General features: G+C 66.2%; 12 protein-coding genes and 1 pseudogene. 4 read left to right on the top strand and 9 right to left on the bottom strand.

Annotated features, from left to right (window positions below; translation table 11 throughout):
* Positions 1–25: 25 nt before the first annotated feature.
* The 9 genes from ACQ754_RS16095 to ACQ754_RS16135 all read right to left on the bottom strand — a co-directional run bounded on the left by ACQ754_RS16095 (position 26) and on the right by ACQ754_RS16135 (position 10480).
* Positions 26–1165: a hypothetical protein gene (locus tag ACQ754_RS16095; RefSeq protein ID WP_440998066.1), complete on the bottom strand. Its 1140-nt coding sequence runs from the start codon at positions 1163–1165 to the stop codon at positions 26–28.
* Entirely contained in the window at positions 1165–1539 is a 375-nt protein-coding gene (locus tag ACQ754_RS16100) for a hypothetical protein (RefSeq protein ID WP_440998067.1), read from the bottom strand. Before ACQ754_RS16100 ends, ACQ754_RS16095 begins: the two co-directional genes overlap by 1 nt.
* 36 nt (positions 1540–1575) lie before the next feature.
* Entirely contained in the window at positions 1576–1887 is a 312-nt protein-coding gene (locus ACQ754_RS16105) for a UDP binding domain-containing protein (RefSeq protein ID WP_440998068.1), read from the bottom strand.
* 33 nt (positions 1888–1920) lie between these two features.
* Positions 1921–2043, bottom strand: coding sequence for a hypothetical protein (locus ACQ754_RS16110; RefSeq protein ID WP_440998069.1), 123 nt, complete (start codon positions 2041–2043; stop codon positions 1921–1923).
* Between the two features lie 28 nt (positions 2044–2071).
* Positions 2072–2428, bottom strand: a complete 357-nt coding sequence (locus ACQ754_RS16115) for a hypothetical protein (RefSeq protein WP_440998070.1) — start codon at positions 2426–2428, stop codon at positions 2072–2074.
* Between the two features lie 151 nt (positions 2429–2579).
* Positions 2580–3893 (bottom strand): serine hydrolase domain-containing protein, encoded by a 1314-nt coding sequence (locus ACQ754_RS16120; protein ID WP_440998071.1) that lies wholly within the window; start codon positions 3891–3893, stop codon positions 2580–2582.
* A gap of 412 nt (positions 3894–4305) precedes the next feature.
* On the bottom strand, positions 4306–7452 hold the full coding sequence (locus tag ACQ754_RS16125; protein WP_440998072.1) for a helicase-related protein: 3147 nt from the start codon (positions 7450–7452) through the stop codon (positions 4306–4308).
* Positions 7449–9254, bottom strand: a complete 1806-nt coding sequence (locus ACQ754_RS16130; RefSeq protein ID WP_440998073.1) for a phospholipase D family protein — start codon at positions 9252–9254, stop codon at positions 7449–7451. The genes ACQ754_RS16125 and ACQ754_RS16130 overlap by 4 nt, the downstream gene beginning before the upstream one ends.
* A complete protein-coding gene (locus ACQ754_RS16135) occupies positions 9254–10480 on the bottom strand; it encodes a DUF6361 family protein (protein ID WP_440998074.1) in 1227 nt (408 codons plus the stop codon). The genes ACQ754_RS16130 and ACQ754_RS16135 overlap by 1 nt, the downstream gene beginning before the upstream one ends.
* A 768-nt stretch (positions 10481–11248) precedes the next feature.
* On the opposite strand from ACQ754_RS16135, the gene ACQ754_RS16140 reads away from it, so the two are divergent.
* The 4 genes and pseudogenes from ACQ754_RS16140 (at position 11249) to ACQ754_RS16155 (ending at position 15422) form a co-directional block, all read left to right on the top strand.
* Entirely contained in the window at positions 11249–12442 is a 1194-nt protein-coding gene (locus ACQ754_RS16140; RefSeq protein ID WP_440998075.1) for a hypothetical protein, read from the top strand.
* A 232-nt stretch (positions 12443–12674) separates the two neighbouring features.
* Positions 12675–12845 (top strand): annotated as a pseudogene (locus ACQ754_RS16145) (DUF6364 family protein); the annotation flags it as partial.
* Positions 12846–13170: 325 nt separating this feature from the next.
* Positions 13171–14835, top strand: a complete 1665-nt coding sequence (locus ACQ754_RS16150; protein ID WP_440998076.1) for an IS1634 family transposase — start codon at positions 13171–13173, stop codon at positions 14833–14835.
* 83 nt (positions 14836–14918) lie between these two features.
* Complete coding sequence (locus ACQ754_RS16155) at positions 14919–15422, top strand: hypothetical protein (protein WP_440998077.1); 504 nt, start codon at positions 14919–14921, stop codon at positions 15420–15422.
* The last annotated feature ends 76 nt before the right edge of the window (positions 15423–15498 follow it).

Here is a 15498-nt window from a genome sequence, read left to right on the forward strand (position 1 = left end):
ATTTCCTCCCCACGGAAACGAGCCTTTATTCGTCCCGCTCCGGAGCGCGATCCGCGATGTCAATCACCTCTGGTGTGGATGATTTACCACCAGATTTTCTTGCAAAAACAAAAACTTCGACGTCATCCTGAAAGTAGTCACTGATGATATCAAAAAGCTCGTCGGAAAAGCGGAATGAGGCGATGTCCTTGCCCTCGGAGGTCCGGAGAGTAAATGTCTGCCGGTCCTTGTCGAGCTCACGCACATAGCCTTCCCGGGACACAGTCGCGGTGTGCTCATGAGCAACCCGCTTGATTTGCTTTCTCAGGGTGCTAGCCATCTCGCGATCGAACCGGTACGGTCGCCCTTCGCCACCAGTCACGAGGCTACCGCTTACCGACACCGCCTCAACGGCCCCGGACCGTGGCGGCAGCAATCGTTGGATGAGTAGAAGCTGTTCGTCGTCCGTGGAGGGCTGATTGTGGGCATGGACCGCACTCTCCAGAGCCCTCGACAGTGCTTCTCCTAGCTCCACGAGCGCATGCTCGTCCACTTCGGCAAGCAACGGGTCATCACTGGCTGGTTTTCCGAACGATACCTCAAAGCTGGAAAACGCAACCCGTTGCACTGGGAGATCAATCAGCCGTTTGAGTGCATTGAGCGGCCGACCACCCCGTCCACCATCGAGGAAACAGTACTCAGCCACGTTCTTTAAGGTGCTATAGGCACTGTCGAAGGCCATCCGCCCCACGCTGGCAGGGACACCATTCGGCCCCAGGCCTGCGCCCTCTAGGCGCAGGCGCAGCAGCGGTTCTTCCTCCGGGTTCAAAGTGAGCCCTGGTTCCGGTAAACGCTCCGAGATGGCCTCAGCGGGGATCCGCCAGCAACCGCTTACCTCGCCGTCGCAGTCCAATTCCACCGCCCACGCCGGCACCAACGTCAGGGCTTCCCGCACACTCACCGCTCCAGCATCCAATTGCTGCAGCAGTCGTTCGCTCGTGGGCGTAACGAGGAAGCGCTCTCTGCCCCCCGCCTCGTCTATGAAGAACCAGAGATACAGCAACCCCCGATCCCGTGTCGTGAAGATACGGGGGCCATCCACATCCATCAGTACGCTTTCCGGCTCAACAGAGGTGAGATTGAGGTTGTCCTCAACCGCATCCGCCGGTGGCCATTGCAGACCCATCACGTCACCACCGCGAACAACTCCGCGCGGCCGATTCCCTCGAACGGCCACCATGTCACATGGCTCTTGTGCCGCCTGCTCGGTGTCCGTTTGGTGCGGCCATGCCGAGCATCCAGGGCGGCCACCACGAGATGCTCACCGAGTGCCGGCATCACCTTTTTGGCGTGCCGGGCCTCCTCTACGTCCGAGAACACCGATAAACCACACCGCATGCAGCAGTCCCCGCCACCAGACTTCCCGCGCTCCGCGTGCGACAGGAAATCCTGGTCGCTTGGTGGATTGGTTTTCACGATCCGATAGTACTCCCCCTTCGGGGACTCGGCATCCGCGGGCGGGCAATCGTTCGGCCAGGCCGCAGGGAAGCTCGGCGACACATCATCCTCCTTGACGACAACAAATCGCGGACTGATTCACGTCAGAAAGCGTAGCAAACCGCAGGCGTCGACCACCATCTTGCGCTGAAGCTGGCTGGCGGGGATGTTGCGGAAGGGGCGGTGGGGCACGAGGGGGACGATGAGGTCGGCGCGTTCCAGGGCCTCGCTGAGGCTCACCACGCGGACGTCGTGGCGGGCGAGCCCCTCGGGGGCTTCCTGGATGTGGGGCTCGACGGCCAGGACCTCCCGCACCCCCTCACGCGCCAGGGTCTCGACGATGCGCAGCACCGGGCTCTCGCGCACGTCATCCACATCCGCCTTGTGCGCCAGGCCCCGGCAGGCGATCACCGGCTCCCACAGGCGGCGCGCCTGGGCGGCGACCTAAGCCACCATCTCGTCGGGCTTGTCGTCATTCACGGCCCGGGCCGTGCGAATCAGCCGGCTCTGGTCCGGGGCGGAGGCGACAATGAACCACGGATCCACCGCGATGCAGTGGCCGCCCACCCCGGGGCCGGGCTGGAGGACTCCAGGATCACGAGATTGCCCGGCTGCAGGACCGGGGCCGTGCCACCGTGAGGCTGAACACGCCCGCGGGCTCCGGCTCCATGCCTGCAAGGCGCTGGCCGCTCCGCACCGCCGAGCACACCAGCACCTCCGGGTCCGGCTCGACAATGTGGATGGCCCCCTGGTTGATGGTGTCCACCACCTCGGCGTCGACGTCCACGCCATGCACGCTGAACCGCTGCGTGGCCAACAGGCTGGCCGTGGGCAGGCCGATATAGCCGAACCCCAGGACGGTGACGGCCGCGCGCTCCTTCGAACCCCTGAAGGCATTCTCTCGCTGTTCGCAGCAACCAGTGCGGCCACGATCCGTGCGCGGCCTTGCCATCCCCGTGCAGGTTGTGCGGCCCGGCCTTGGCGGCGTAGGCCGAGCGATCATCCAGGAGCTCCTCGGCTCCCGGGACACTGCGCTCGGGGACGGTGCCCACCAGGCGCACCGTCCCGGCCTGCGGGAAAGCCGGGACGGTCCCCCCTTCTCCTTACTCGATCATCGCCTGATAGACGAGCGTCTTGAACATACGCCGGTAGTGGGCTCGGTATCCAACCTGCTGGCTCATCAGGACGGCCACCAGAGCCTCCTCGGGATCGACCCAGAAGTAGGTGCCGCCATAGCCCGCCCACATGAACTCGCCGGGTGAGCCAGGTATGCCGGCGATACCCGCCCCTTCGCGCACGCCGAAGCCAAGGCCGAACGTATACCCAGGGGTGCCCAGCAGCAGCTCGCCGGGAGACAGCGGAGCTTCGATGGCGTCCCCCAGGTGATCGGATGCCATCAGCCGGACGGTTGCGGGGCTCAGGATCTGTTCACCGTCCAGTTCGCCGCCGTTGACCAGCATCTGCGAGAAGCGCAGGTAATCCGTGGCCGTGGACACGGCGCCAGCACCACCTGAGTCGTTGGCGGGTTGCTCATCAACATCGAACAGATCGTGGGGTTGGCCGGTTGCCGGGTCGGTGTCGAATGGCTCCGCCAGCCGCCCGAGGTTGTCCCCCGGGACCCAGAACCCCGTATCCGGCATCCCCAGCGGCTCAAACACCCTCTCCTCAAGGAACGCGCTCAACCGCATACCCGAGACTTCTTCCACCACACGACCAAGGACATCGGAGGCCAGGCTGTATTCCCAGACGGTGCCGGGCTGGTGGACCAGGGGGATCTCCGCCAGTGCCTCGACCTGTTCTTCCGGGGTGAGTTGCCGTGCCTCATAGCCCCGGCCGTCCGGCTGGTAAAGGCCCGCCTGGCCGTATGCCTCCTTCACAGGGGCATTCCGGGTCAACTCGCCATAGGCCAGGCCCGCCGTGTGACGGAGTAGATCGTGCACGGTCATGGGGCGGTTTGCCGGCACGGTTTCGTAGGTTACGCGCGCGAACGCCTCATTCAGCGTCGGCTCGCTTACCGGCAATTCGTCAAAGCCCGGCAGGTACTTGCCAACGGGATCCGTGAGCTGGAGTTCGCCCTCCTCGACCAGGATCATGGCCGCGACCGAAACCAGCGGCTTGGACATGGAGTAAATGCGGAAGATCGCATCCGATGGCATCGCTTCATTGCCATCGGGATCCTGGGCACCAAATGTTTCGCTATAGACGAGCTTGCCCTCACGGGCGATCATGACCACCGCGCCGGGCAGGCGGTCCTCATCGATTTCCCGCTGAAACGCCTCGGTCATGCGCTCTAACCGCTGCTCGGAAAAGCCGACGCTCTCGGGGTCCGCTGTCGGCAGTGCCTGTGCCCAGGCGCTGGACGCCACAAGCAGACTCAGCGCGATAGACGCAGGGAGCGTTTTGATGGTCGTATGCATTGCCTCTCCTCCGGTAACCCTCGGCGGGTCGTTGTATTGCTGGCGAACGATGCTGGTTCGGACGACGGTGGCTCTCCCGGAAAGATAGCACCTGCCGCAGAGGCGCCCCCTTCCGGGCGGAGCCTCCAGGCTGGACGCGGCCTTTTATCCGCCGAATTGCAAACCGCCCAGGGATACCCGGAGACCGGTGACCTTGAGGGGTGCGGGAGAGATCGCCATTACTGGGCGCCGTTCGTCGCTGAGAGACAGCGTGAGGCGGTGATGCGGTCAAGTCCCCCGGGGACGTGGGTGCATTGCCCGTGCGCATCCCCTACAGACTGACCCGCGTACTCGATGCGCTTCCGGCAGCCGTCTTGGTCTTCTTCCGGGTTCTTCGGAACCCCGCATAACGACTCGATACCCGTTCGGCACGCTACGGGGTGAGACGGATCATCCACCGCGACAGGACCTCTTCGGAGAGCCCCGCGCGGTCGAGCATCTCCAGGAGCTCCTCCTGTCGGGGCTGGCCGAAGACGATGCGGTAGGTCGCACGCTGACGGCGCAGCTGCCGCAACAGCGCCACCTCCCGCGTATAGGGCAGTGTCGGCGAACAGCACTCGACCTTAAACGGGCCAGGCGCCACCCAGAACGGGACCAGGTCGCTTCTCCCCTCCGCCCGGGCCGCTTCGTCGGCGAGGCGGAACATCCGGGCCCAGAGATCGTCCCCGGGGGTCCACTCTTGCCGGGCCATGCCGGCGAAGCGTTGGGCGATGTTCCGCCGAACCGCGTGGCCCTTGTAGCGGTGAATCCGCCCTTCGCGCTGCTCGAGATCCACCGGGTTGCCGGGGAGGTTCCAGTGGATGAGGCGATGGCACCAGGGGTGGAAATCGAGCCCTTCCTGGCCCACGGAGGTGCTGGTGAGCACGAACGGCCGGAACGGGCTGTTGAAGTCGGCGCGAACGGCGTCCTGGCTCACCACGCCCTCCTCGGTGCGGACCGCACCGAAGCGCTGCGCGAACACCGTGCGCACGCGAAGGGTGTCGGCCGCGAGCCCGCCGCTGCCATCGCGCTCCAGGAAGTGGGCGTGTACCCGGGACTGACGCGGCTCGATGGCGCTCTTCATATCCCGGACGCAACGCGACGCCACTTTCCTGCCCGCATCGTCCTCCGACCAACGGTGCTGCTCCCAGAGCAGGTGCCAGTACTCATCGAGTACCGCCTGCAGGTTGCCGTCGATGCAGTAGCGCAGAACCCGCCGCCAGTAGGTGCGCTCCTCGGCGGCGCTGCCTTGCCCATAGAGCTGGCCGAGCAGGGAGATCACCGCCGGGCGGTTGAACAGGTTCCAGAGCGAATGGGCGATCTGGGTGGCACGGGCACGGCGCTCGTGGTCTTCGAGCCGGGCCATCGCCAGGGTCCGGGCGGCGAGCACCCCCGGCGCCCCCAGCGCGAAGTCCGTGACCGTCTCGGCGAGATCCTTGGGCTGGCGCCCGAGCTCGGCAATATCCAGCGCCGCCAGGTCGTTGAGGTAGTGCGGCAGCGCCTCCGGGTTCGGCTGCCCGGTCTCCTCCACCGATGCCTGTGCCCAGTACGCCAGGAACCCGCGGAGCCCGGGTTCCAGTGCAACCAGCGCCATGTACTCCCAGCGCGGGTCCTCCGGCTCGTCGGCGGCCCCCGCACCCGGGTCCAGTGCCGCGAGCCGCTCGCGCACCTGCTCGCGGACCCAGTCGCGGGGGTCCACGCCGTCCGGGGCGGTCAGCGGGTGGAACTCGTCCGCCAGCACCAGGCTCGGCGCCAGCAGCATCAGCAGACGATGCCTCGCCCGTGTCGTACCCCCCTGGTCGGAGAGGCGCAGCAGCGGCGGGCGCTGTTTGTCCGGCTCCTGGTAGCCCGTCAGGGCGTCGCCGATCATCCGGCGCTCGGCCTCGTAGCTGGCCACCGCGCTGACCACATCGGGGACGAAGTTCCAGGCGGAGAACAGCAGCGTCTTCGTGCGCCGCTCCTGGCCGGCGAAGGGTCCCTGCAGCGGCCAGTAGGCCACCGTGGGTGGCATCCACAGCAACCGCCACATCCCGCCATCGAGCCGATCCGCGAGGATCGCGCGCAGCTTGCCGTGGCCCGGGTCGATACGCGCCCAGCGCAGCAGCGCATCCCGATCCAGAAAGGCGTCCGCATACGCATCAAGCACCCGGACGAGACGCGCCGGGTCCTGCTCGCGCGTCTCCTGCACGTGTTCGCTGATCTTGTAGTGCGGCGTGAAGTGTGGGAGATAAGGCCCGGATTTCCAGAACAGCAGCGGGTCCTCGCCGCCGGCGGCGGTGAACCAGGCATGCGCGGCGAGGTACTGGCGGACGTCCTCCGGCCGTACGTCGAGCGCCAGGGGCGGATCGTCGACCATGCCATCGCCCTGGTCGCTGGCGGCCACGCGCTCGGTCCGCGCCATCACCTGGCGCAGGCTCGCCTCCACCGCGTCCTTGGCGGCGAGCACGTTCTCCGTCTGCCCGGCGGCGGCGCGACGCAGCTCCTGGCGGAAGTCGGCAAGGCGCGAGGCCGGCTGCCTCATGCGCTGCGGATCCCGACCGAACAGGAAGTCCACCGTGGCGAAGAAGTCCTGGTAGTGATCCTCCTCACCGACTTCCACGTCAGCGGTATACAGTTTGTACGGCGTGGCGGAGAGCAGCAGGGTGCACACCGGATGCCCGTGCTCATTGCGCGCCTCGAACAGCGCCTCAGCCAGCTGGCTCGCCGGGTCGGCGTCGGGGTCGTCCCGGTTCATGAGGTCCTTGAAGCGCTGGAACTCATCCAGGATCACCAGATCCGGCTCCAGCGCCTCCACGCAGACCTCCGCCAACACGCGGCGCAACTCGCCGATCAGCCGGTCCCGCTCCCGGCGCGCCGCCGCCGGGTAGGCATCGCGGACTCGCGAGAACCACGCCGCGATGGCCGCATTCAGGCTGGCCAGGAGCCCACCGTCGCTGCGCACCCTAGCCTGGAAGCGCTGTCGGATCCCCGGCTCCAGCGGCACCGGTCTCGCGATCTCGGCACGCCACCGCTCCCTGCCCACCCCCACCTGCAGGAGGTTCATCAGGCCGGTGCTCGAGACCACCAGGTCGCGGAGCAGCCAGTAGAGGACCTGGCGCTCGTTCGCCCTCCCCCCGGCATGCCCCATGTTGAACGAGGTCCCCGGCGTGAAGCTGATGAAGTTGACGCGGGCGTCGGCGAGACCGGCCGTGCCCCCGCCGGGTGCCAGCTCGGTCGCCAGCATGGTCAGCCGCGTGGCGAGCGCCAGCGACCGCTCCGAGCGGCCGGTGACCTGCAGCTTGGGGAGATTGGAGCGGGCGATGCTCTGGTTGCTGCAGACGTAGATGACGTCGATGCGCTCGGTGCTCTCCCACAGGTGGTCGATGGCACGGGCAATCACGCCGCGGGCCACCAGGGTCTTGCCCAGCCCGACCTCATCGGCGACCAGGAATCGGTTGGTACGGTCCTCCGCCTGAAAGAGCCGGTGGAAGGCATGCTCCACCGTTCGCCGCTGAAACGGCTTCAACGGCGCCAGGATGGCCTCGACATCCGGTCGGTTCACGGGCGCCCCTCCCTGATCGCGGCATCAACGGCCTGCCAGATCGCGTGGAAGTCCTCCGGCACGATCCGGGTCCCGTCCTCCTGGCGGCTGAGATCGGCCATGAGCTGGCGCACCGTCTCCAGCCGCTCGGGCTCGCGCGCCGCCACCCGGAGCAGATCCTCGAGCAAGGTCTCGGCCTCCAGCGGCAGCCGGTCCGTCCACTCGCCACCCCTGCCCGGCCCGTCTTCCGCCCAGTCGACCAGCCTTTCCAGACCACCCAGCAGGGCCCGCAGGAACTGGAGGAACCGCTCCGGGCTGTTGATCACTATACGCAGGACCCGGTCCATGCGCCCCTCCGGCAGGCCCTCGGTGGGCAGCTTGACCACCAGGGTGAGGTCATCGACGTCCGCCGCGACCCGCAGGTGCACGGCCACGAACGCCGTGAGCCGCTCCAGCGGCATCGTCCAGGTGGCCCCGTCGTCGAGGGCCTGCGCGTACGGCTCACCGAGCGAGACCGGCCACGCGGTCATCGCCACATCCGAGCATGGCGGGACATGGCCCTGAAGGGACCAGGCCCACCCCGCCTCTTCGCGCGCACAGCGGACGCTGAGCGCCGCCTCGAGCACCGCGTCCCGGGCGGCCTCCAGGGCGCGGCGTGCCGCCGCCACCCCCTGGTCCTCCTCGGATGGCTCCCGGATCGGATAGGGGACGCAGAGCCCCGCGAAGCCGGATTCGAGGAAACGCTCGATGCGAACGCCCCGCTCCGAGCCCTCGCGCCCCTTCCGCCCCACGATCTCGGCCATCATCTCGACGTTGCGGCCGCCGAAGGCGGCACGGGTGAGATTGGCGGAGCCGACGAACCAGTGCGCGTGAAAGCCGTGCTCCATGGCGATGAGCTTCGCATGCAGGCCCGATGGCCGGCGCGCCGCCGCGTCGTCGTCCTCCGCCTCGTCCACGGCACCGTCCATGAGCACCTGCACCTCGCCCCACCGCGCGAGCCCCTCGGCCGGCAGTGCGTCCAGCGCCTCGGCGCGGCTGACGAGCTGCGTCTCCCGGGGCCCGGCTTGGAGCAGGGTCTCGAGCCCGCCGGCATTCACGAACGGCGCAATGGCGAGGAGGCGCCGCGCGCGCTCCATGGGCTGCCAGGGCTGCCGCGTCGGGCCGTCCAGGCCGAGGGCATGGAAGCGCACCGCCCCCTCGAACCCGGCCGGGGCCGGGAACGCCGTCGCCGCCAACTCGGCGGCAAGGCGCTCCAGCGTTCGCCGGATCCGCCCCGGCACGGCGTCCGCGCTGCGGCCCAGCGCCGGCAGCGCCCCGATCAACCGTGCCAGCCCAGAGGCTGAATCGCCGTCACCGCCCTGCCCCGCTTCCGCCTCGCTCACCAGGGCCACATCCCAGGAGCGGTCGTGGGTGAGGTTGCGGGATGCGATGGCCACGCGCAGCAGCGGCGGCTGGTCGCCGGCGGTGAAGCGCGCGACCCAGACCTTGGGGTGGAAGGCGCCGCCGCCGGGGGCGCGCACCGGGTGGACGCTCGACTCCAGCGCGGCATAGAGCTCGCGCGTCTGCCCGGGCACCGCGATGCCCGCCTCGTCGACGAACACCTGCACCCGGTCGGCGGCCTCCCGCAGTGACTGCAATAGCCGCAGTGGCTCGTCCAGCAGCTCCTCCACCCCGCGGTCGGTCTGGGCGAGCACCGCCAGGGGCAGTGCCAGCAGCACCTCCAGGTCCAGGGTGTAGGTGGTCATCACCGTGTGATCGAACCGGTAGCCGGATGGCGGGCGGAGGATCTCGATGGCGACCTGACGCGCGTCCGGGGAGAGCATCAGCGCTGCAGCCCCTGGTGCAGATCGGCAAGCAGGCGGCGCACCTGCGGCCACCGGAACGCCATCCGGCCCACGCCGGTGCCGCCGCGCCACTCCAGCAGGCGGTTCGGGTTGTGCAGCCGCGCCCGCGCACCCTTAAGCCGCCGCTCGCGGGTGGCAATGAGATCGCGCAGCCGCCGGCTCGCCACCACGCCCTGGGCGCCCGCAGCCCGCACGCCCTCGCACCAGCGCTCGACGAACCACCGCTGCGGCTGCTTGATCGCCACCCCCTGCCGGGCAGCGAGCTGCCAGAGGCGATCCGGATCGAAGGGGGCCTCCGCCGCCTCGCGGGCCGCCCACTCGCCCAGCGCGGCACGGTAGTGCGCGATCAACCGCTCGTCCTCCGTGGCCTGCGCCCCGTAGCGGGCCTGCCGCGTCTCCGCGAGGAGCAGGTTGTAGAGCAGCGGCGCGCCCTCCACGTGCAGGGAGAATCGCCGGGCGAGCTCTACCAGGTGGCGGTGCTGCGGCTCCGAACGCCAGACCTCCGGGGCATCCCACAGGGTTTCCGCGGCCAGCAGCGCCTCCGAGCCAGCCCGGGTCAGCCAGGCCAGGAGGCTCCCCGGTTCGCTGGTCTCCATGCAGCCACGCACGAACTCCGCCTCCTCCCGGCTCAGCGCGAAGGTGGCCTCGCGCCACAGTCCGTCCGGCGGGTCCGGGAGGTGGGGGTGCCACGTCACCTCCCGTCCCCAGCGCACGCCGGGATCATCGGGATGCCCCGGGGCGTCCCGCGCGGCGAGGCGGTGGAAGTTCGCGTGATACCAGCTCTGGCTCTGCCGCGGCACGAACACGCCCCAGCGCACCAGCGCCGCCCAGTAGGCGCTGCTCGGCAGCCGCGCCAGCCCCTTGCCCGCGACGGCGCCGATGATACCTTCCTGCTCGCCGCCGGCCTTGAGCGCGTCAATGAGCGCGAGCTCCGCCTCACGGGCCTCGGCGGTGATGTCGGAGACCCTCCGGGACCGCGCCTCCAGGGACCGGTAGATCCAGGGAATGAAGAGCACGTAGCGCAGCCGCGTGCGCAGCACCGTGGTCCCCGGAAAGAGCGCATCCGAGAAGAGGTCGCGGATCGTACCGAGGCCGAGCTCGTCGACGGTGCCCTGCTCCTTGAAGAGATCGAGCACACGGCGGACCTTGTCGCGGTCGGCGGCGGTCAGGTCCATCCAGGTGAGAAAGGCGGGGTTGGCAGCCATCCGTGTCCTGCGCTCCTGCATCGCCGGCGCGGGTGCGCCGTCTGAGCCCTTGTAGGCGGTGTCACACTATGCTTCAATCTTCACCCATTCAAAGGATGAGCAACACCCCAGATGGACCTCAAGGGGTACCCGTCTCGGCGGTAGCGTGGCTCAACGCACAACCACGCTATGCCGGCAGGCGGCTTCTCCCCGGCCCCTTAGTCCTTATCTACCTCTCGGTGCGCGCCGTACAACCCAAGCAACATGGCCGTGCCGGAAATAGGGACGGGTCACATGGCCACAGCAACCACCAAGATCACCATCACCGGGCTGTTGCCGGCGAATCTGGACGCAGAGCAAGCGCCTCTGTGACACGCGCCAGTGCGCATGGCAGCGCCTGCACCTTTTCGAGCATCAGGCTTATGTCCACGCCGCCGTGTTGCGGGTGCGCTGTCAAGAATGTGGGAAGACCTCGCAGGTCGAAGAGCCCTGGGCGTGGCCGGCGAGCGGGTTCTCGGAACTGTTCGAGGCCTTGGCCATCACCCTCTGCCAGCAGATGCCGATCCGGCAGGTCGCCGCCTCTTGGCACGGGATCCTCAACGCCTTCGACTCGCGTCTGTCCAACGCCCCGTCGAGGGGATGAACGCTTGGACCCAGGCCGCCAAGGCGCCCGAGGCTTTCACACCACTCGCAATCCGATCACTGTGTGCCATTTGATCGGTGGCAAGCTCGCCCATCTGTCGGCATCACCCTACGGCACAACATGCCGGCCGGCGGCCGCCTGACCTGATGACTGAGTCACCCACACAAACCGCAACGGCACCAGCGACCACCATGCAATTGGAATTCCTTACCGATGACGATGAAACCGTTCGCATCTGCGTAGACTACTGGCGGCAGGCTGAGAACGGCCGTTTCGCATTAACTGTCCGAGAAATCGCGCACCTCTATGGAATACGCCGGGATGCAATCAGCACGCTCGTGGAGACGTATTCTTTCGTGTGGCAAGATGATATTTGCTGTGGACGCTGCAAGAATCCCTATCGCTTTAGCACCCGCACCCAATATCAGAACAGGCGGTGGTTCCAAGACCGTATCTGTTTGAGCTGTCAGGAAGCTGAACATCGCGAAATTGTTAACAGAAAAAAAACGATTATTAGTGAAATGCGGCGATCAGCGGAAGGCAATAAACCCAGCCTTGAAAACCTAGATTTAATCACCAAAATCTATCTGCTAGCCACCACCCAAACGCTAGGTAACGAGAACCTCACGACAATAGAGTCATTGAATGATTACTCAATACTTAAACTGTCTCCTGATCCCGACTACGACAAAACGATTCTTCGCCATTTAATTCAACAAAACCTGCTGCTGATCTCCTTGGATACACATATCGAAGCCGTACAACTCAGTGAAGACGGTCAGTTTGCTATCGAAATTGGAGAAAGCAAATTCAACCTTGCCCTACATCCGGACCAAGTCATCGCACTGATGAATGAAATTTACAATGCAGAAACGGCGAGCGAGATTATTCAGGTGCCGGAGTTTGCTGAACTATGCCACGAAGCACAACTAAATGAGTGTCTTGCGTTCCTAAAGCTTGCTCTTGGAAAGCATCGACTATATCTGTCACCAGGAAAGAAAACCCGGCAGGTTCTTACCCAATGCCTTGAGCACTTCAGCGTCGCGCAGATTTATTGCTTGATTTGGCGCGCGGCCAAGGACGCGGCGGCTTATTCCCTGCGGCCCGGTATCGGAAGGAGGCATGCGGCGAACTCGGTCGTTGGGAATATCTCGCGGTATATGGAGACAGCTCTAGCCAATGGCTGGGATATAAAGGCATTCCGCCGGGACTACGATCTTCCTCAATCGTCTCTGAGTCGCATTCTCTTCAACGTAGTGCTAGGCACTGATGACGGTGGGTTCAAATACGCATTGCATGAGTTACTTGATGGCGACAGACGTATGTCTACATCGTTGTAGCAATCAAAACTGTTGTCACAATAAGGCTTGGAATTTCGGTCGATTGTGACGGAAGGGTTGGGACATAGTACGACCGAGCGTTGGAGTTATTTTCAGAGATTGTGTACAGCGTTTCCTCGCTGGTTAGCTACATGAAATCACAACCGGAGAGGGATATGCACACCATGACCAACGCAACGCGCGATGCGTTTCACCCCCACAGTTCGATGTTACGATCAATTTTGATTTCACGGCGCATGCTCTTAGCATGACCGAGGTCATCGATCGGCACCGGGGTCGACTTCAGGCGCTTGAACGGCATACGCCGAGCCTTAAACTGAACACGATCCCGGGGCTGTTGCCAACGGATCCGGACGCGGAGCAGACGCACCGGAACCACTTGGTCGAGAGACACCGCTCATGATGATGCTTGACGTGGCCGTGTAGAATTCGATTACCGCGCTTCACTCTACCCTGAATCCGTGACCGGAACTGGCCCTATGCGCCCAACGCGCTGATTATTATGTATAATTCGGCGCATCGCCGGTCACCCGAATGGTGCATGCATGGAGCCCCCGGGTTCATCAGGTCCTTCCCCGATCATGGGGGTGTAGCGGCCTTCCAGTCTTTGGGAATCAGCGAGTTACGATCAGGCATCCTGAGCAGGCCTGTTGTGCCAACTAAGGGGTATAACGAGTCCTGAGAATCGCGCCATTGAAGGGTTTCCGGTGCTGTTGTAGCGTTGGGCCATGTTTATCCGCTCCTCGCGCTCCCAAGGCCGCACCTACCTGCGACTGGTCGAGGGTTATCGCGACGCCCAGGGCCGGAGCCGGCACCGCCAGATCGCCCAGCTCGGGCGAGCCGATCAGCTCACCGAGGACAAGGTCCAGAGCATCATCCGCGGGCTCAAGCGCCACACCGGGCTGCCGCTGGTGGATGGCGAGAGCGCCGAGTTCGAGCCGAGCCGCTCGCTGGGCGGCGCGTGGCTGCTCACCGAGATCTGGCGCGCGCTCGGCCTCGATACGGGGCTTACACGGGCGCTGCGCTCCTCGTACCGCCAGTTCGACCTCGAGGCGGTCATCCGCTCGATGGTGTTCAACCGCCTGCTGGATCCGCAGAGCAAGCTCGGGGTGCTGCGCTGGCTGGAGCGCGTGCACCTGCCCGGGGTGGAGCAACGCTGTATCGACCACAATCAGCTGCTGCGCGCCATGGATGCGTTGATCGAGCATCGTGAGGCGGTCGAGGCGGTGGTCGCCGAGCAGGTTCGCCCGCTGCTCGATCAGGACCTCACCGTGACCTTCTACGATGTGACCACCGTGCGCATCCACGGCGAGCACCGCCTCGAGGCCGATCTGCGCCAGCCCGGGATGAGCAAGGACACCGGCGGGATCGCGCGGCAGTTCGCTCTCGGCGTGGTGCAGACCGCCGAGGGGCTGCCGATCGCCCACGAGGTCTTCGAGGGCAACGTGGCGGAGACGAAGACGCTGGCGCCGATGATCACCCGGCTGCTGGAGCGCTTTCGCTTGCAGCGCGTGGTGGTGGTCGCCGACCGGGGGCTGCTGAGCCTCGATAACGTCGACACCCTGGAGGCGCTGGGGCGCGAGCAGGGCCTGGCCGTGGACTACATCCTCGCCGTGCCCGGGCGGCGCTACGGCGAGTTCACCGAGGTGATGGCGCGCCTGCACCCCGAGCTCGCCCGCGAGGCCGAGGCCGGCGGCGGGGAGGCCGTCACCGAGACCACCTGGGCGGGGCGGCGGCTGGTGGTGGCGCACAATCCTGAGCGCGCCGTCGAGCACAGCGCCCACCGGCGCCGGCGCATCGAGCGCGTCGATGAGCTCGGCCAGCGCCTTGCCCGGCGCCTGGACAACCAGGACGCCGCTAAGCCCGGGCGCGGGCGGCGTTCCTCGGATCGCAGCGCCTACCAGCGCTTCCACAAGGCAGTCATCGAGCAGCGCCTCTCCGGGATCATCAAAGCGGACCTCACCGCGCCGGCGTTCCATTACGAGATCGACGACGATGCCTGGGCGGCGGCCGAGCGCCTCGATGGCAAGCTCCTGCTGGTCACCAGCCTCGATGACCGCGAGGCCGACGAGATCGTCGAGCGCTACCGCAGCCTCGCCGACATCGAGCGCGGCTTCCGGGCGCTGAAGGGCACCCTCGACATCGCCCCGGTGCACCACCGCCTGCCCGAGCGCATCCGCGCCCACGCGCTGATCTGCTTCCTCGCGCTCGTCGTCTACCGCGTGCTGCGCATGCGCCTGCGGGCCAATCCGCCATCGGGTGTGCACAGCGTTGAGCGAGTGCTGGAGACCTCGGAGACCGTGCAGCTCCATCGACTCACCCTGGATGGCGAGCCGATCCAGGGGATCTCCATGGCGCCGCCCAGCGTGATCTGTTCAAGAGCCTGGAGGTGACACCGCCGCGCAGCGATATCGCCGTGTAGTTGTGCCAACTCAAAACGGAAGGCCCCCGTATCAACTAGTTATGGCCACGGCTGATGAACTTGGGGGAGCCCGCTCGCTTTAGCATCCGCCAGACCCAGCAGCTGATCACCGGTCAGGCCGGCTTGGTGCTCGCCGGCCAGGCGCTGTCGCGTTTCGCCCAGCTCCCCCAGCAGCTCGATCCCGTCTTCCCGGTGCGCGGCACGGCGCTGCCCACCAGCGATGTGGTCAAGGGCTACCTGGGGCTGCTGTGTCAGGGCAAAAGTGACTTCGAGGCGATCGAGGCGTATCGCGGGGACACGTTCTTCACCCAGGCGCTCGGGCTCCGCGGCGTGCCCTCGGCGGCGCGGCTTCGCCAGCGCCTCGACGAGCTCGCTGCCACCGAGGGGGCGCTGGAGGCGGTGGATGCGCTTTCCGAGCGGCTGCTTGCTCGCGCGAAGGCACCGATCACCGCCACCGCCGAGGGCTACGTGCCGCTCGATATTGATGTCTTCGTCATGGACAACTCGGAGACCGCCAAGGAGGGGGTCTCGCGCACCTACGCGGGGGTGGACGGCTAGTAAGCGTTCAAACGCGGCCGTTCTTCCGGAGCACGAGATCCCCGCCTAGCCTCTCCCGTGCATTCACTGACACGGG

The organism is Arhodomonas sp. SL1 (genome assembly GCF_052060015.1).
Taxonomy (GTDB): Bacteria; Pseudomonadota; Gammaproteobacteria; order Nitrococcales; family Nitrococcaceae; genus Arhodomonas.

Bases quoted from the DNA above. Each gene is read 5' to 3' on its own strand.
- ACQ754_RS16095 (WP_440998066.1), bottom strand. From the start codon at position 1,165: ATGGGTCTGCAATGGCCACCGGCGGATGCGGTTGAGGACAACCTCAAT.
- ACQ754_RS16115 (WP_440998070.1), bottom strand. From the start codon at position 2,428: ATGGCAAGGCCGCGCACGGATCGTGGCCGCACTGGTTGCTGCGAACAG.
- ACQ754_RS16120 (WP_440998071.1), bottom strand. From the start codon at position 3,893: ATGCATACGACCATCAAAACGCTCCCTGCGTCTATCGCGCTGAGTCTG.
- ACQ754_RS16130 (WP_440998073.1), bottom strand. From the start codon at position 9,254: ATGCTCTCCCCGGACGCGCGTCAGGTCGCCATCGAGATCCTCCGCCCG.
- ACQ754_RS16135 (WP_440998074.1), bottom strand. From the start codon at position 10,480: ATGGCTGCCAACCCCGCCTTTCTCACCTGGATGGACCTGACCGCCGCC.
- ACQ754_RS16140 (WP_440998075.1), top strand. From the start codon at position 11,249: ATGACTGAGTCACCCACACAAACCGCAACGGCACCAGCGACCACCATG.
- ACQ754_RS16150 (WP_440998076.1), top strand. From the start codon at position 13,171: ATGTTTATCCGCTCCTCGCGCTCCCAAGGCCGCACCTACCTGCGACTG.
- ACQ754_RS16155 (WP_440998077.1), top strand. From the start codon at position 14,919: ATGAACTTGGGGGAGCCCGCTCGCTTTAGCATCCGCCAGACCCAGCAG.